This window comes from Pseudomonas lini (genome assembly GCF_964063345.1).
Lineage (GTDB): Bacteria > Pseudomonadota > Gammaproteobacteria > Pseudomonadales > Pseudomonadaceae > Aquipseudomonas > Aquipseudomonas lini_B.
Genome location: NZ_OZ061318.1, coordinates 1207552 through 1223289, shown reverse-complemented (window position 1 = coordinate 1223289; position 15738 = coordinate 1207552). Strand labels below are relative to the sequence as shown.

Sequence of the window (15738 nt, the reverse complement as noted above, 5' to 3'; positions counted from 1 at the left end):
TTCCGGACACCTCTTAAGGGCGATATGATTTCGCCAATTTGGAGGTTCCATGAAAGAAAGAAGAGTCTTTTCCCGCGAGTTCAAACATCGTGCAGCCAGCATGGTGATTGATGACGGTTGTTCGGTACAGGAAGTCTGCGCGTCGCTGGACATTAGCGCCACCGCGTTGCGGCGCTGGGTGGATCAGGTTCGCAAGGAACACAAGGGGCAACCGGTTCAAGGCACCAAGGCCATTACTGAGGATCAGCGCCAGATTCAGGATTTGAAAGCCAAGATCAAACGCATGGAAATGGAAGCCGAAATCTTAAAAAAGGCTACCGCTCTCTTGATGTCGGATCCCGATCGTTTTCGATGATCGCGGAGCTAAGAGAGTCATTCCCGACCGCCATCCTGTGTCGCGTTTTCGATGTGAAGCGCAGCAGCTTTTACGAATGGCTACAGCGTCTCTCGCGGCCTAAGATCGAGCGCGAAGAGCTCAAGGGGAAGGTGGTCGAACTGCACAGCGAAAGCCGGGAAGCCATGGGGTCCAGAACGATCAGCAAGCATCTGCAGGCCCAAAACATAGCGGTCGGAAGAAGCCTTGTTAAAGCCCTGATGAGGGAAGCCAACATTGTCAGCAAACAACGCCAGCCTCATCCATTCAGATCCAAAGGAGTTGAAGCATTTGTCGCGCCCAACCTGCTCAAGCGCAATTTCAAGCCGACCGCGGTCAATCAAGTCTGGTGTGGCGACGTTACAAGCTTGATGGTAGGCAAGCGCTGGGTTCATCTGGCCATCGTGATCGATTTGTTTGCTCGTCGGGTCATTGGTTGGGCATTTTCGCTGGTCAATGACGCCAACTTGGTGAGTAAAGCGCTACGCATGGCGACAGAGCTTCGAACCTGCCCACCTGGGTTGATGTTCCATTCGGATCAGGGCTGTCAGTACACCAGTCGCAAGTTTCAAGAAGAGCTGATGCGCCATGGCATTTTGCAGAGCATGAGTCATCGCGGGCAGTGTTGGGACAATGCTCCAACGGAACGCTTTTTCGGCACCCTGAAGTCAGAATGGGTCCCTCGCAACGGCTACAGCACGAGCGAGGAAGCACAAACCGATATGGTGCGTTTCTTCATGTACTACAACCGCACCAGGCTCCACAGCTACAACAACTACCTGTCGCCAATAGCTATGGAGCTAAAAGCGGCATAAACACCGTAACTGGTGTCCGGGATTACTTGACCAGATCAAGCTTGCCCGCGAAGGCGTCAGATCAATCAGTGATGCCCAATGAGCAGTTCTTCTTCTGGTCCGGGCACCGCCAAGCTATCAATCACATGCACGCTATACCCCGGCACATTCTTCGCGTGATGCTTGGCCTGTGATGCCATTTCCGCCAATTGACTCGCATCGAGTTGTCCGCAGGCCTGTGGATGCAAATGCACCGCGCCGATGGACAGCGACAGCAGCGGAAACTCTTGCCTTACGCCTTGGCGGTTGGGGGCGATGAAGCAGCCGGCTTCCAGGTGTTCGCTGCGGTAAAAGCGTCGGCATTGGCTGTGGAAGTCGTCTAGCAGTTGATTCAGGCGTTTGCGCCAGTCTTCCGGGCCGAGCACCAGCAGGAAGTCGTCGCCGCCGATATGGCCGACGAAGTCGCGGGACGGGTCGACGCGGTCGTTCAGGCATTGCGCCAGGCACAGTAGGACTTCATCCCCGCGACCATAGCCGTAGATGTCGTTGAAGGGTTTGAAGCTGTCGATGTCCACGTAGCAGATCACCGATTCCCGTTCCTGTTGCAGCAGCCGTGTCAGGCATTGCTGGATCGGCACGTTGCCCGGCAACAGGGTCAGCGGGTTGGCGTAGCGGGCTTGCTGGATCTTCAGTTCGGTAATCAGTTTGAGTACGTCGATCACTCGGCCCAGCCCCAGATAGCCGCCGTTGAGGGTGATGATGAAGTCTTCTTCGATACGCTGGCGGGCGCGGCTGGTGATCAGGCGGCTGACCTGTTGCAGCGACTGGCTCAGCTCCACGGCGAGGAAGTCGTCGCTCATCAAGCGGCTGATGGGCTTACGGGCGAACAGGTCGGTGGCAAAGGGCTTGAGCAGGGCGTCCGAGAGTGAATGACGGTGGACGATGCCGCATGGCTGACCCTGTTCGTCGAGCACTGCCAGGGAGTTCAGGTTGGCTTGGCGGCGGAAGGCTTCCAGTACGGTGGCGGTCGGGGTGTCGCTGGTCACCGCCGGTTGGTCGTTGAGCAGGGCGCTGAGGTCACTGACTTCCTCGTTCAGTATCGCGGCGACGCTGTTTGGTTTGGGCATCAAGGTTCGAGCATCGCGGGGCGGATGCTCCTGGGGCCGGCAGAGCAGATAACCCTGGACCAGATCGACGCCCATTTCGGTCAGCACGGCCAGTTCTTCCGGCAATTCGATGCCTTCGGCGATCACTTTTGCCCGGGAAGCCTTGGCGATCTGCAGGATCGAGCCGACGAACTCACGCTTGAGCGCGTCCTGGTGAATGCCGTCGATAAAGTGCCGATCGATCTTGACGTAATCCGGGCGCAATTCAGACCAGAGTCGCAAGCTCGAATAACCCGCACCCAGATCATCCAGCGCAATGGAAAAGCCCATCGCCCGATAGTGATGCAGGGCGGTTTGCAATAACTGGAAGTCGTCGGTGGGTGTTTGTTCGGTGAGTTCGATCACTACCTGGCTCGGTGGTATGCCGAAATCCTGCAACAGTTGCAGCGTGCGTCCGGGTTGATGAGCGGCTTCGAGCAGGGATTCCGGGGACACATTGAGGAAGAGTTTGCCGGGCAGTTGCTGTTCATTGAAACGGCGGCAAGCGCTTTGACGACAAGCGATCTCCAGTTCGCTGAGGCGACCGGCCTGGCGAGCTATCGCGAACAGGGCAACAGGGGAGTGCAGCGGACTGTTGGAGGGGCCACGGCTGAGGGCTTCGTAACCGATGATACGTCGTTCAGAGAGGGAAATGATCGGCTGGAACAGGCTGTGCAAACCGCTTTGAGTCAGTATTGAGCTCAAGGCACTCAGCTGTTCGGTTGTGGTCATGGCGTTCTCTGGCGATAAAAAAAGGACCGAGTGCAATGTGCACTCAGTCCTTTATTTCACGACAGAATGATGACTGTTTGATGACGCTCCGGGGAGCGCCGGTATTAAATTGCCATCATCCGGATTGTAACAACCTAGTGCTTGGCAACCGCGGTGTTGAGTTTCAAGTAATCCAGCAGAATCCGCCCGGTCTCGCTCAGATAAGCATCGTCTTCTGGCTTGGTCTTGTCCTGCTCGGCCGCGATGGCATCCTCGTCTTCTTTCTTCAATTCTTTGAGCGGCTCTTCGCCCTTGGCCTTGCGACGGATGTTTTCCATGACAAGTTGCTTGGCTTCGATATCGGCATGTTGTGCGCGACGGTCGGCTTCATTGAGGCTGACGGTTTTTTCGCTCATCAACTTCTGCGCCAGGGCCAGTTTGTCGCGGATGAACACGAACTCCGCATCTTTGGCCGTGCGTACGTCATGCTCGGACTTGAGCTGCGTGATGTACGGTTTGAACGGGTCAAGCGCAGGCTTGATGGCCGCACGAATGGTGTCCCATGGCATGGCTTCCGGCAGGGCGCTTTCGCCGATTTCCTTGGTGTCGATGATCGACGGGTAATCGATGTCTGGCAGTACGCCCTGATGCTGGGTGCTCTGACCGGAAACCCGGTAGAACTTGGCCAGGGTCAGTTTCAGTTCGCCATGGTTCAGCGGCTGAATGGTCTGCACGGTGCCTTTGCCGAAGGTCTGGCCGCCGATGATCAGCGCGCGGTGGTAGTCCTGCATGGCACCGGCGAAAATTTCCGAAGCCGAGGCGGACAAACGGTTGACCAGCAACGCCATCGGGCCTTTGTAGAACGCGCCCGGGTTTTCATCTTCCAGTACATCGACCCGGCCATCGGCGTTACGCACCAGTACCGTCGGACCTTTGTCGATGAACAGACTGGTCAGCTCGGTGGCCTCCTGCAAGGAACCGCCGCCGTTGTTGCGCAGGTCGATGACCACGCCGTCGACCTTGTCTTTCTGCAGCTCGGTCAGCAGCTTCTTGACGTCGCGGGTGGTGCTCTTGTAGTCCGGATCGCCGGCACGGAAGGCCTTGAAGTCCAGGTAGAAGGCCGGGATCTCGATGACCCCGAGCTTGTAGTCCTTGCCATCCTGCTTGAGGTTGAGGACCGACTTCTTGACTGCCTGATCTTCGAGCTTCACCGCTTCGCGGGTGATCGGCACGATTTTGGTGGTCTGGTCGTTCGGTGCGTTGCTGGCCGGAATCACTTCCAGGCGCACCACGGTGCCTTTCGGACCACGAATCAGTTTGACCACTTCGTCCAGGCGCCAGCCGACCACGTCGACCATCTCTTTGTTGCCCTGGGCCACGCCGATGATCTTGTCGGCCGGTGCAACCTGCTTGGTTTTGTCGGCCGGGCCGGCAGGCACCAGGCGCACGACTTTCACTTGATCGTTATCGCTCTGCAACACGGCGCCGATGCCCTCAAGGGACAGGCTCATGTTGATGTCGAAGTTTTCCGCGTTATCCGGCGACAGATAATTGGTGTGCGGGTCGTAGGACATGGCGAAGGTGTTGATGTACGCCTGGAAGATGTCTTCCGCACGGGTCTGGTCCAGACGCGTCAGCTGATTCTTGTAACGCTTGGTCAGGGTTTCCTGAATCTGCTTCGACTCTTTGCCGGAGATCTTCATCCGCAGCACTTCGTCCTTGACGCGTTTGCGCCACAGGTCATCCAGTTCTGCGTTGGTCTTGAGCCAAGGGGCATCCTTGCGATCGACCAGCAAGGTTTCCTTGGCGGTGAAGTCGATCTTGTCGACACCCTTGTTCAGCTCGGCAAGGGCAAAGTCCAGACGCGCCTTGACGCGGTCCAGGTAGCGCTTGTAGATGGTGAACCCTGCGTTCAGGTCACCGCTTTTGAGGAAGTCGTCAAACTGGGTTTTCCATTTGTCGAATTCGGCAATATCGCTGGCCAAGAAGTAGCTGCGCGATGGATCCAGCAGCTTGAGGTAGCTGTCGTAGATGATCACGGAGCGTGCATCGTCGAGCGGTGGCTTGCTGTAATGGTGACGCTTGAGCAATTCGACGACGTTCAGACTGGCGATTACTTCATCACGATCGGGCTGAAGCTTGTCCCAGCTATTGGCTGCGAACGAATTGCTCGACATCGGCAAAAGACCGAGGCCAATGACAAGAGCGAGGGCGGTGCTGGGGAGCAGATGCTTCATGCTGATTCGACGCGGGGACAATTGATAACGCATATTAGGCCGTCTTTGAAGTCGCCGGATCCACAAGGACCGGTCGCATAATGCAAAAAGCCCGACGCTACAGCTTCGGGCTCAGTCCAGACTCACTATGGAGGCACTGTGAAAGCATTGCAAGGCGTTGAGGGGCGAGTGGAGTGGGTTGAAGAGCCGAGTCCTACGTGCGATGTAGGACAAGTTCGCATCCGAGTGGCGGCAGCAGGACTCAATCGCGCCGATTTGTTACAGAAAGCAGGACTTTACCCGCCACCGCCGGGGGCCAGTCAAGTACTGGGTCTTGAGTGTTCCGGGGTGATCAGCGAGGTCGGTCCGGGCTCTTCCTGGCAGGTCGGCGATCGGGTTTGCGCCTTGCTGGCCGGGGGTGGGATGGCCGAAGAGGTAGTTGTCGACGGACGGCATGTGTTGCCGGTTCCCGAAGGTTTGTCTCTGGCCGAGGCGGCAGCATTGCCGGAAGTGTATGCGACCGTTTGGCTGAATTTGTTTCAACTGGCTGCGCTCAAACCGGGTGAGAAAGTTCTCCTGCACGCCGGAGCGAGTGGAATCGGTTCAGCTGCCATTCAGCTGTGCAAGGCGTTTGGTAACCCGTGCTGGGTCAGCGTCGGTTCCGCCGAGCGTCTGGCTTACTGCGAAGCGTTGGGTGCGCAGGGCGGGGTAGTGCGCAATGGCGATCTGGATAGCTTGAATGATCTTGCGCCGTTCGACGTGATCCTCGACCCGGTGGGTGGCAACTATGCGGCGTTGAACCTCAAGCTGCTGGCTCGCGACGGTCGTTGGGTGTTGATCGGTTTGATGGGCGGGCGTGAGGCGCAGCTTGATCTGGCACAGGTCCTGGCTAAACGGGTGCAACTGCTGGGTTCGACCCTGCGCAATCGCGACGAGCAGTTCAAGGCCGATTTGTTCAGCGATCTTGGCCAGCATGTCTGGCCGCTGTTTGCCGAAGGGCGTTTGAGCCCGCAACTGGCCAGGACCTTTGCGATCAAGGATGCCGAAGCGGCGTTTGCGGAGCTGGCGAGCAATAAGGTTTCCGGCAAACTGGTATTGGTGATCGACGAAAGCCTGGTTTGACATTCACCTGTGGGAGCGTGGCTTGCCCGCGATGAACGATGACGCGGTATGAAAGACAGACCGCGTCGCCTGAATCGCGGGCAAGCCCGCTCCCACAGGATTTGGGTTACTTCCAGATATGGATCGGCCAGCCGGCTTTTTCGGCGTGTTCGAGGAGGACCGGATCCGGGTTCACCACGTGTGGGAAATCCACCTTCAGCAGCAGCGGCAAGTCATTGCGCGAGTCGGAATAGAAACTCGCGCCTTCCAGGTTTTCCTCTTCGGCATCCAGCCATTCCAGCAAGCGGGTGATCTTGCCCTCGCGGTAGGTCAACGTGCCAAGGGTATTGCCGCTGTACACCCCGTGCGCCACTTCCAGCTCGATCCCGAGAATCTCATCGATGCCCAGGCGGTCGGCAATAGGCTTGACCAAATGCGTGCCCGACGCCGAGATCACCAGGATCCGGTCGCCGGCCTTGCGGTGGGCGGCAATGGCTTTGGTGGCGTTGCTGAATATGATCGGTTCGATGAAGTCTTCTACCCAAGGTCCGACCAGATGGTCGACCTCTTCCGGGGTGCGACCGATCATCGGTTCCAGACTGAAGGTCATGTACTCCTCCATCCGTAACTTGCCGTGGCTGTAAGCGTCCATCAGTTCGTTGTTCTGACGCATGAACGACTCGGGATCGACCCAGCCCAGGCGGCCCATTTGCTCGCTCCAGAGGGTGGCGCAGTCGCCGTGGATCAGGGTTTCGTCCAGATCAAAAATTGCCAGGGCCATCAGTGCAGTTCTCTCTTCAACATCAGCAAAGTCATCAGGCTACCTCACACAGGGCCGTCGGATCGATGGAAAGCGCCAGGCGCTGACCATCGGGATGCAGGTCGGCCGCCGAACGGTTCAGCACATCCACCACCAATTCCACGCCCCGGGCTTCGACCCGGTAGCGAATCACGTTGCCCAACAGACTGTGGCTGCGAATCTGCGCGTCGAGTTCGCCGTTCAGGCTCAGCTCGATGGCTTCCGGGCGAATGGCGAGGCGATGGGTGATCGGTCGTTGCAACAGTTTCGTCGCGCTGTCGGCGTCCAGCAGGTTGTAGTTGCCGATGAAGCCTGCGGCAAAAACATCGACTGGCGCGGTGTAGAGGGTTTCGGCATCGCCGCTTTGTACGATTTTTCCCTGATTCATCAGGAAGATGCGGTCAGACATGGTCAGGGCTTCTTCCTGATCGTGAGTGACGAAGATCGTGGTCAGGCCCAATTCGCGCTGGATCTGACGGATCTGTTCGCGCAGGTGCTTGCGAATCCGCGCATCCAATGCCGACAGCGGCTCATCCAGCAACAACAATCGAGGCCGGGTCACCAGCGAGCGAGCCAGGGCGACACGCTGGCATTGGCCGCCGGACAATTGATGTGGATAACGAGCGGCGAAGTCGTTGAGCTCCACCAGTGCCAGCACTTCGGCGACGCGCTTGTGGCTGTCGTCCGCGTTGACCTTCTGCATGCGCAAGCCGAAGGCGACGTTCTGTTCCACGGTCATGTTCGGGAACAGCGCATAACTCTGGAACACCATGCCGATCCCGCGTTTTTGCGGGCTCAGCGGGACGAGGTCCTGACCCTCCAGCAGAATCTTGCCGCCGTCCACCGAGGTCAGGCCGGCGATGCAACGCAGCAGGGTGGACTTGCCGCAACCGGACGGGCCGAGAAGGGTGACGAATTCGCCTTTCTTGATTTCGCAGTTGATGTCGCTGAATACCGTGGTGCCCGAGTAATTCTTTTGCAGGTGTTGGACGCTGACGTAGCTCATTCGCTTTTGTCCTTGTTCAAGATATTGGCAGCCCAGGTCAGAACCAGCACAAAGAAGAAGTAGGAGATCACCAGCGCACTGGTGAAGTGGCCGCTGCTGTTACGCATATTGTTGAGGTAGACCTGCAGGGTTTCGTAGCGGGTGCCGACCAGAATATTGGCGAACACGAACTCGCCGAACAGGAACGAGAACGACAGCAGCAACGCCACCATCAAACCCTTGCGCAGGTTCGGCAGCACCACCAGGAATGCCGCTTGCCAAGTGCTGGCGCCGAGCAGTTGCGCGGAGTCCATCAGGTCGCGCAGGTTGATCGCTTGCAGGTTATTGGTGATCGCCCGGTACATGAACGGCAGCGCCACGGTGAAATAGCAACCGATCAGAATCCAAGGCGTGCCGACCATCGCGAACGGCCCCGAACCGTAGAGCTGCAGCAGCCCCACCGACGACACCACCGGCGGCACCGCGAAGGGCAGCAGGATCAGGATGTTCATCAATGCGTCGAGTTTCGGGAAGTGGTAATGCACCACGAACAGCAGCGGCAGAATCAACACCACCGACAGAATCAACGAGCCGACGCAGACCAGTAACGACTGGCCAAATGCGTCGAGAAAGCGCGGATCGCTCCACAGCTGGATGTACCACTTGAAGGTAAAACCGCTGGGCATAATCGTCGCGGACCAACTGCTGGAGATCGAGTAGATCAGCGTTCCGAGCAGCGGCAACAGCAGAATGGCAAACAACAAATACGCCACGACGCGGTGATAGACACCGACGGGCCCCAGTTCAACGCGAGACATGGTAGCTCCTCTTCAACAGCAGCTGATGCACGATGGTCACCAGGGTCATCAACGCCACCAGCACCACGGCCAAGGCGCTGGCCAGGTTCGGGTCGAGGGAAATGTCGCCGGAGACCATCGCCGCGATGCGGATCGGCAACACGTTGAAGTTGCCGGTGGTCAGGGCGTAGACCGTGGCGTACGCGCCGAGGGCGTTGGCCAGCAGGATTACGAAAGTGCCCAGCAGTGCGGGGGTCAACACCGGCAAACCGATGTGCCGCCAGAATTGCCAGCCGTTGGCGCCAAGCAACGCAGCGGACTCACGCCAGTCTTCGCGCAGGGCATCGAAAGCCGGGTAGAGCAGCAGCACGCCCAGGGGAATCTGGAAGTAGGTATAGAGAATGATCAGGCCGGTTTTCGAGTACAGGTTGAAGTCCTGAATAATCCCGGCCTGTTTGAGCATGATGGTGAAGGTGCCGTTGAACCCCAGCAAAATGATGAACGCGAAGGCCAGGGGTACGCCAGCGAAGTTGCTGGTCATGTTGGCGAAGGCGTTGACGAAGTTGCGCAGTTTCGAGTCGACCCGGCGCAGGGAGTAGGCGCCGAGTATGGCGATGATGATGCCGAACACGCTGGACCAGAAACTGATCTCGAGGCTGTGCTGGATCGCCTGCAGATAGAACTTCGAGTTGAAGATTTTGCTGAAGTTGGACAGGCCCCAGCCGAACTCTTCCGACTCCAGGCTATTGATCATTACCCAGAGCAGCGGGGCGATCTGGAACACGAAGAAGAAAATCGCGAAGGGCACCAGGCACAGAACGGCCAGCCATTTACCGCGGGTCATGGCGTTCACTTGAGCAGCTCCCGGCACACAGGTTTGTCGTGGGGCACGCCCAGCAGTTCGCAGACGGTGCCGCAGATTTCGGTCTGTTTCGGTGCGGCGTTTTGGTTGAAGCTGAAGGCATCGCCGAGGACGAACAGCGGCACTTCGCGTTCTTCGGGCAGCAGGCCGTTGTGCGAGCGGTCGTTATTCATGCCGTGGTCGGCCGTCACCAGTACCTGATAACCGGCGTCGAGCCAGCCTTGCAGGTAATCGGCGAGGATGATGTCGGCCGAGCGGGCGCTGTTGCGGTACTGCGGGGTGTCGAGGCCGTGCTTGTGCCCGGCGTCGTCGATGTTCATAGGGTGGACCAATAAAAAGTCCGGCGCGTGGCGCAGGCGCAAGTTTTCCGCGTCGGCGAACAGGTGCGAGTCCGGGTAGTGGTCGCTCCAATAGAAATGACCGTGCTGGATCGGCAGTTTGGGGTCGTCGGTATGACGGTCCCGGGCGGCCACGAACGGCGAACGGTTATACAACTCGCTGACCCAGTGATAGGCCGCGGCGGCGGTTGTAAGGCCGGCATCGGTGGCGTAATGGTAGATGCTGCGCTGGTTGGACAGGCGCGAGACGTTGTTATGAACGATGCCGCTGACGATCGGCGTAACGCCGGTCAGGATGCATTCATAAAGTGGTCGGGACAGGGCCGGCAGCTCGCACTCCAACTTGTAGAGTGCCGCGCGTCCTGCGCCAACGTAAGCCTGCAGATGCCCCATGGCGTGGCGCGCGACTTCGTAATTGAGGCCGTCGAGCACGACAAGGATGACGTTGTGCTTCATAGGGCTGGGACTCCGCAAAACATGTGTTCAGAAAACTCGAATTCACCACCATCCACTGTGGGAGCGAGCTTGCTCGCGATGACGGACTGACATTCAACAGTGATGTTGACTGAACTACCGCTATCGCGAGCAAGCTCGCTCCCACAGGGATCTCCACTAGCCCACCCAATGGCGGGCTACATCCTTACGGCATATTGATGATGACTTCTTCCTGCCACTTCTGCGGCAGCGACTTGGAGGTCTTTTCCCACGAGTCGGCGTCTTTGATCGGCGTGACCTTTTTGTACTGCTCGTTAGGCAGCAGTTTGGCCTTCACGTCTTCCGGCAGTTTGATGTGTTCGGCGCGGATCGGACGAGCGTTGCCTTTCGCCAGGTTGATTTGGCCGGCATCGCTGAAGATGTATTCGCGGGTCAGCTTGGCGGCGTTCGGGTGCTTGGCGTATTTGTTGATGATGGTGGTGTAACCGGAAATCACCGAGCCATCGGATGGAATCAGCACGATGTAGTCATCCGGATTGGCCATCTTGGCTTTGTAGCTCAAGCCGTTGAAGTCCCAGACCACACCGACTTCGATTTCACCCTTTTCCATGGTGGCGATCGTCGGGTTGGCCATGGACAGGCGGCCTTGCTTGGCGATGTCAGCGAACAGCAACAGGGCTGGCTGAATGTTTTTTTCGTCACCACCGTTGGCGAGGGCGGCGGCCAGTACACCGTTGGCCGCCTGGGCCGCGGTGCTCACGTCGCCAATAGAGACTTTGTACTTGCCAGTCTTGAGGTCGGCCCATTTGGTCGGTGCTTCAGAACCGTGCAGCAGCTTTTTGTTGACGATAAACGCGATGGTGCCGGTGTAGGCCAGCGCCCAGTTACCGTCCTTGTCCTTGGCCCAATCCGGAATCTGTTCCCAGGTAGTTGGCTTATAAGGTTGCACCACGCCCTGCTTGACCGAGATCGGGCCGAAGGCGGCACCGACGTCGCCGATGTCGGCGCTGGCGTTGTCTTTTTCGGCGGCGAACTTGGCGATTTCCTGGGCCGAGCTCATGTCGGTGTCGATGTGTTTCAGGCCATATTTCTTGGCCAGGTCTTCCCAGGTGCCTTTCCAGTTGGCCCAGTCATCGGGCATGCCGACGCTGTTGACTGCGCCTTCCGCTTTCGCAGCGGCTTCCAGGGTTTTCAGATCATCCGCCGCCATGGCGGTGGTGCACAGGGCAATGGTCGAGCCTAACAGTGATGCCAGGAAAAACTGTTTCATCCGAAGCTCCTTTGGGCGTTTTCAACGCTGCGATTGCGGTTGTGTTGGTCTAGGTCAGCAATACCTGAGCCAATTTAGGCGGGTTGGATGACATTTTGATGTCGACGACCGGTCGGCCTGAATTTTCTGCGCTCGGATACGCGGGGTGCGAGATAAGCGTAGACCATGGCTAAAGAGCTGATATGAAAGGGACTTGGCCATAAAATTGCAGGTGTCTGGCGCAGCCGTTCGGCGGCTTTGTCATCTGTCAGTCATGTGCAGTGCCTAGGCTTGCAGGCAGTTGAAGGAACCGATGTGAATCACGGTTCTGCCCTGAATCAGTGCTGGTCTAGTCCAGATAGGTAACGTTGATGCGCATCGAGACCACCAAAGCGGTGACAGCCATCGGGCAGGTTCTGCAGGAACAGCTCGACCACGGCTTGTTGGCGCCGGGGAGCAAGTTGCCGGCAGAGCGCAAGCTCAGTGAGTTGTTCGGTACCACGCGGATTACCGTGCGTGAGGCGTTATTGCAGCTGGAGGCCCAGGGCCAGATTTATCGCGAGGAGCGACGCGGCTGGTTCGTGTCGCCACCGCGGCTGGCTTATAACCTGATGCAGCGCAGCCACTTTCACGCGATGGTCAGTGCGCAGGGGCGAGTGCCGTCCACCGAGGTGATCTCGGCGCGGTTGCAGCCGGCGTCGGCGGCGGTGTGTGCCTGGTTGCAGTTGCCGGCGCTGTCGAGCGTGATCCAGATCTGCCGCTCGCGACGGATTGACGGGCGATTGGTGCTGTATGTGGAGCACTACCTGAACCCACAGTTTTTCCCGGGGATTCTGGACTTCGATCTGAATCAGTCGATGACCGAACTGTATGCCCGGCATTACGACTTGCATTACGGGCGGGTGCGCTTCGAGATTGTGCCGACGGCGTTGTCGGTGGACGCTGCGGCGGCTTTACGGGTGTCGGTGGGCAGCCCGGGGTTGCGGATTGCGCGGGTCAATTACGATCAGCATCAACGACTGATCGACTGTGACCTGGAGTTCTGGCGCCATGATGCGATTCATGTTGGGGTGGATGTGGTTTGATTTTTTGGATCTTCTGTAGGAACACCGCTGGAAATTTGTTCGGAAATAATTTCTGCCTATATATATATGTACCGCATCTGAAGCTTCTGATCCTCATAGATTTGCCCATAGCGGGAAGCATGTTGAGCCAATGCATTATTAAATGCTCACACCTGCTTGTCCTGCTATCACGACGCAAGTCTATAGAGGAGAAGTTCTATGTCAGGGAATGGAATAACACTTCCGGTTACGGTTGTGCGCCCGGATAAACAAGATGAGTATTTGCATTATTTGGGGGCAGGGGATGGCTCAGGGCCTGGAATCGATTTTGCGCCGCTGGGTGAGATTCTGGATATGGAGAACTCCTACAAAGAGTTCTCCAATAATCTTGCGCATACCCTTGAGGTAGAACTTGCGCAAGTCCGGGCAGCGGGCGATACAAGCGTTTTGCCTCCCTTGCAGGCCTTTGTACGTGAGTTGAGTGTCCGGGAAGGTTTGATCGCCAGAAAAGGCGGCGCACTGCCGTCAGCCATGAGCACGGCCAGTCAAAGGTTCGGCCAGACACAGGTCGATACATTTCTGATGCGGGGACGGTTGCCTCAGGTAAACCGTCGGGCCGGGGCCAGTGGAGTCTCTGTCCGTGAGGCTTACGCCGCATTGTTCAACGCCAAGTTGCTGGCTGAGGGCATCGCGCGGTTAAGCGCACAATCCGTTGGCGTGAAAGGCATCATTGCTACGTTACAAGGTCAGGAGGCCAATCGCATCGCATAGGAGCAGGCACGACGTGCGGCGGAGCATGAGCGGCAAGTCGCTCAAGAGCAGGCTCGTATTGCGCAGGAACAAGCCCGTAGAGTGGCAGAAGAGTTAGCACGTATCGCCGCGGAAAACGAAGTCAGGCGACTGGCAGAAGAGCGAGCGCGTATTGCGGCCGAGGCACATGCGAAGGAAATGGCTGAAGCGTTGGCTCGGCTTGAGGCAGAAAAACTGGCTAGTCAAAGGGCTGAAGAACAGGCCCGGATCGAGGCGGCCGAGCAAGCACAACGTTTGGTGGATGACGAACTTCGACGCTTGGAACTCGCCACCAGAGCCGCGAACACATATCACATACATGGCGCCACCACGCACCCTCAGCCTGGATTCACAACTCCGAACGGCTCCATGGAAATTGCCGAAGAGGTGCTGGCGGCATTGCGGTCTGCTATACGCTCTGCGATCGCCGCGTTGTCCAGTCTGACAGCAGGAACGGCAACGGGTTTTATGGTCGGCGTTGGCGCACTGGTGTACTCACCTGAACTGGCCAATGGTGAATTGCCGAAAAGGTATATGTTCAGCTATCCCTTGGAGGATCTCATATCCGCTCCTTTGCCTGATCTCGACGATCTAGCGAAGCAAGGCGGTTTGCTTGATGTACCGGTGCGTTTCAGTTCCAGGGCAACAGAGGGAGATCGATCGGAGTTACTTGTCGTTCCGGTCGATGGAGTAAACCTCCCCTCCGGTGTGCCGGTAGTGGCGGCTGTCTATAACCTGCAGGAGAACATCTATAGCGTCATCATCCCCGATATTCCCCCCAGAACGTTGGTATGGACGCCACTGATTACTCCGGACAGTAGTTCGACTGCTCTGCCCGTCCAGGAACCGAGTCCGCCGCGGTATGCCGGTGGCGTCATAATCCCCGTCGAAGGACGAATCGACAGTCATCCGGCTGTTGGTGAAGCCGGCTTCGATGATTACATTATTGTGTTTCCGGCGGATTCTGGCCTGCCCCCGCAGTACGTGATGTTCAGGGATCCTCGGGAGGATGCCGGGGTTGCCACGGGTGATGGAGAGCCGGTTGCAGGCAGATGGCTGGAGGCGGCTTCCCAAGGCGATGGCGCGCCTGTTCCGTCGCAGATTGCAGAACAGTTGAGCGGAAGGCAGTTCAGGAATTTCAGGGCGTTTAGGGAGGCGTTTTGGAAAACTGTAAGCGCTGATCCTGAATTGTCTGAGCAGTTCAGGAACAGTAATCGGGCGTTGATGGCGAAAGGGCGATCACCGGTTGCTATCCCGGAGGAGGGAGTGGGTGGTAATAAAGTATTTGAGCTACATCATTTAGACTATATAAAAAATGGAGGTGAGGTCTACGACATGGATAATTTGAGAGTGGTAACGCCAAAGCGACATGTGGAAATTCACTCTGTTAATGGAGGGGTTTGAAATGCATCGTAAATTTGAAGAATATACGGAGAGTGAGTTTTTAGCTCTTTTGAATGATATTTGTTTTGTTAATTCTCCAGATGAACAAAGCCACAACGTCTTGATCGATCAGTTTGTAACGGCCTCGGAGCACCCAAGAAGTTATGGGGTTATCTATTACCCTCTCCCTGATGAGGATGATAGTCCAGAGGGGATATTGAAGACAGTAAAGGAATGGCGCGCAGCTAATGGTAAGCCTGGCTTTAAACAATAATGTTTAGTGAGCAATTTGGCCCCTGTCGGCAAGCTTTCGCCGATAGGGGCTTAATACGTGGCCCGTCAAAATCAATGCGAGCCAGGCGCGAGGATTTATTCGTTGAGTTTGGCGAGGATCTTGTAAATCACGGTGGCGAGGATCATCAGCATGCCGACCCACATCGCGAACACACCGGCGTTCTTGTCGCGGAAGTTGAAGCCGATGGCCAGCATGATCATCCCGGAAAGAATCGGGATCAGCATGGCGTGGAACGAAGACATCGAGATCATGGTGACTGCCTTGTCGCAGAGGGGGTATTGCAAGTCTAGGCGGCTTTCGGATGACCGGAGGTGATGTGAGTGTAGGAGCTGCCGAAGGCTGCGATCTTTAGATTTTGTTTTAAAGCAAAGTCAAAAGATCGCAGCCTGCGGCAGCTCCTAC

Annotated in this window: 16 protein-coding genes; 7 read left to right on the top strand and 9 right to left on the bottom strand. The window is 57.2% G+C overall.

Going from position 1 to position 15738, the window contains the following annotated elements; translation table 11 throughout:
- Window positions 1–49: 49 nt before the first annotated feature.
- Together AB3226_RS05640 and AB3226_RS05635 are read left to right on the top strand one after the other, a co-directional pair.
- Complete coding sequence (locus AB3226_RS05640; RefSeq protein WP_229801896.1) at window positions 50–355, top strand: transposase; 306 nt, start codon at window positions 50–52, stop codon at window positions 353–355.
- Complete coding sequence (locus AB3226_RS05635) at window positions 352–1188, top strand: IS3 family transposase (protein WP_367372336.1); 837 nt, start codon at window positions 352–354, stop codon at window positions 1186–1188. Before AB3226_RS05640 ends, AB3226_RS05635 begins: the two co-directional genes overlap by 4 nt.
- A 65-nt stretch (window positions 1189–1253) precedes the next feature.
- On the opposite strand, the gene AB3226_RS05630 is transcribed toward AB3226_RS05635, so the two are convergent.
- Window positions 1254–3044 (bottom strand): bifunctional diguanylate cyclase/phosphodiesterase, encoded by a 1791-nt coding sequence (locus AB3226_RS05630; protein WP_367372335.1) that lies wholly within the window; start codon window positions 3042–3044, stop codon window positions 1254–1256.
- 134 nt (window positions 3045–3178) lie between these two features.
- Complete coding sequence (locus AB3226_RS05625) at window positions 3179–5260, bottom strand: carboxy terminal-processing peptidase (protein WP_367372334.1); 2082 nt, start codon at window positions 5258–5260, stop codon at window positions 3179–3181.
- 138 nt (window positions 5261–5398) lie between these two features.
- On the opposite strand from AB3226_RS05625, the gene AB3226_RS05620 reads away from it, so the two are divergent.
- Window positions 5399–6361: a zinc-binding dehydrogenase gene (locus tag AB3226_RS05620; protein WP_367372333.1), complete on the top strand. Its 963-nt coding sequence runs from the start codon at window positions 5399–5401 to the stop codon at window positions 6359–6361.
- Between the two features lie 106 nt (window positions 6362–6467).
- Here AB3226_RS05620 and AB3226_RS05615 read toward each other — a convergent pair whose 3' ends face one another.
- The 6 genes from AB3226_RS05615 to AB3226_RS05590 all read right to left on the bottom strand — a co-directional run bounded on the left by AB3226_RS05615 (window position 6468) and on the right by AB3226_RS05590 (window position 11826).
- Window positions 6468–7121, bottom strand: coding sequence for an HAD family hydrolase (locus AB3226_RS05615; protein WP_367372332.1), 654 nt, complete (start codon window positions 7119–7121; stop codon window positions 6468–6470).
- A 34-nt stretch (window positions 7122–7155) separates the two neighbouring features.
- Window positions 7156–8145, bottom strand: coding sequence for an ABC transporter ATP-binding protein (locus tag AB3226_RS05610; RefSeq protein ID WP_367372331.1), 990 nt, complete (start codon window positions 8143–8145; stop codon window positions 7156–7158).
- Window positions 8142–8942, bottom strand: a complete 801-nt coding sequence (locus tag AB3226_RS05605) for an ABC transporter permease (protein ID WP_367372330.1) — start codon at window positions 8940–8942, stop codon at window positions 8142–8144. Before AB3226_RS05605 ends, AB3226_RS05610 begins: the two co-directional genes overlap by 4 nt.
- Window positions 8929–9765 carry an ABC transporter permease gene (locus AB3226_RS05600; protein ID WP_367375759.1) on the bottom strand — a complete coding sequence of 279 codons (837 nt, stop codon included), beginning with the start codon at window positions 9763–9765 and terminating at the stop codon, window positions 8929–8931. The genes AB3226_RS05605 and AB3226_RS05600 overlap by 14 nt, the downstream gene beginning before the upstream one ends.
- A gap of 5 nt (window positions 9766–9770) precedes the next feature.
- Window positions 9771–10577, bottom strand: a complete 807-nt coding sequence (locus AB3226_RS05595; RefSeq protein ID WP_367372329.1) for an alkaline phosphatase family protein — start codon at window positions 10575–10577, stop codon at window positions 9771–9773.
- 184 nt (window positions 10578–10761) lie between these two features.
- Window positions 10762–11826, bottom strand: coding sequence for an ABC transporter substrate-binding protein (locus tag AB3226_RS05590; RefSeq protein WP_367372328.1), 1065 nt, complete (start codon window positions 11824–11826; stop codon window positions 10762–10764).
- Window positions 11827–12176: 350 nt separating this feature from the next.
- Here AB3226_RS05590 and AB3226_RS05585 point away from each other — a divergent pair, with 350 nt between their 5' ends.
- The 4 genes from AB3226_RS05585 to AB3226_RS05570 all read left to right on the top strand — a co-directional run bounded on the left by AB3226_RS05585 (window position 12177) and on the right by AB3226_RS05570 (window position 15315).
- On the top strand, window positions 12177–12890 hold the full coding sequence (locus AB3226_RS05585) for a UTRA domain-containing protein (protein WP_123360108.1): 714 nt from the start codon (window positions 12177–12179) through the stop codon (window positions 12888–12890).
- Between the two features lie 198 nt (window positions 12891–13088).
- Window positions 13089–13640, top strand: coding sequence for a hypothetical protein (locus AB3226_RS05580; protein ID WP_367372327.1), 552 nt, complete (start codon window positions 13089–13091; stop codon window positions 13638–13640).
- Between the two features lie 81 nt (window positions 13641–13721).
- Window positions 13722–15062, top strand: a complete 1341-nt coding sequence (locus tag AB3226_RS05575; protein ID WP_367372326.1) for an S-type pyocin domain-containing protein — start codon at window positions 13722–13724, stop codon at window positions 15060–15062.
- Between the two features lies 1 nt (window position 15063).
- Window positions 15064–15315 carry a bacteriocin immunity protein gene (locus tag AB3226_RS05570; RefSeq protein ID WP_367372325.1) on the top strand — a complete coding sequence of 84 codons (252 nt, stop codon included), beginning with the start codon at window positions 15064–15066 and terminating at the stop codon, window positions 15313–15315.
- Window positions 15316–15410: 95 nt separating this feature from the next.
- Here AB3226_RS05570 and AB3226_RS05565 read toward each other — a convergent pair whose 3' ends face one another.
- The gene (locus tag AB3226_RS05565; protein ID WP_008005668.1) at window positions 15411–15587 is read right to left on the bottom strand and encodes a hypothetical protein; all 177 of its coding nucleotides are present in this window, start codon (window positions 15585–15587) and stop codon (window positions 15411–15413) included.
- Window positions 15588–15738: the final 151 nt, after the last annotated feature.

Coding starts and splice junctions, on each gene's coding strand:
- AB3226_RS05610 (WP_367372331.1), bottom strand. CDS start 8,145: ATGAGCTACGTCAGCGTCCAACACCTGCAAAAGAATTACTCGGGCACC.
- AB3226_RS05635 (WP_367372336.1), top strand. CDS start 352: ATGATCGCGGAGCTAAGAGAGTCATTCCCGACCGCCATCCTGTGTCGC.
- AB3226_RS05570 (WP_367372325.1), top strand. CDS start 15,064: ATGCATCGTAAATTTGAAGAATATACGGAGAGTGAGTTTTTAGCTCTT.
- AB3226_RS05580 (WP_367372327.1), top strand. CDS start 13,089: ATGTCAGGGAATGGAATAACACTTCCGGTTACGGTTGTGCGCCCGGAT.
- AB3226_RS05640 (WP_229801896.1), top strand. CDS start 50: ATGAAAGAAAGAAGAGTCTTTTCCCGCGAGTTCAAACATCGTGCAGCC.
- AB3226_RS05630 (WP_367372335.1), bottom strand. CDS start 3,044: ATGACCACAACCGAACAGCTGAGTGCCTTGAGCTCAATACTGACTCAA.
- AB3226_RS05605 (WP_367372330.1), bottom strand. CDS start 8,942: ATGTCTCGCGTTGAACTGGGGCCCGTCGGTGTCTATCACCGCGTCGTG.
- AB3226_RS05615 (WP_367372332.1), bottom strand. CDS start 7,121: ATGGCCCTGGCAATTTTTGATCTGGACGAAACCCTGATCCACGGCGAC.
- AB3226_RS05625 (WP_367372334.1), bottom strand. CDS start 5,260: ATGAAGCATCTGCTCCCCAGCACCGCCCTCGCTCTTGTCATTGGCCTC.
- AB3226_RS05585 (WP_123360108.1), top strand. CDS start 12,177: ATGCGCATCGAGACCACCAAAGCGGTGACAGCCATCGGGCAGGTTCTG.
- AB3226_RS05595 (WP_367372329.1), bottom strand. CDS start 10,577: ATGAAGCACAACGTCATCCTTGTCGTGCTCGACGGCCTCAATTACGAA.
- AB3226_RS05590 (WP_367372328.1), bottom strand. CDS start 11,826: ATGAAACAGTTTTTCCTGGCATCACTGTTAGGCTCGACCATTGCCCTG.
- AB3226_RS05600 (WP_367375759.1), bottom strand. CDS start 9,765: ATGACCCGCGGTAAATGGCTGGCCGTTCTGTGCCTGGTGCCCTTCGCG.
- AB3226_RS05565 (WP_008005668.1), bottom strand. CDS start 15,587: ATGATCTCGATGTCTTCGTTCCACGCCATGCTGATCCCGATTCTTTCC.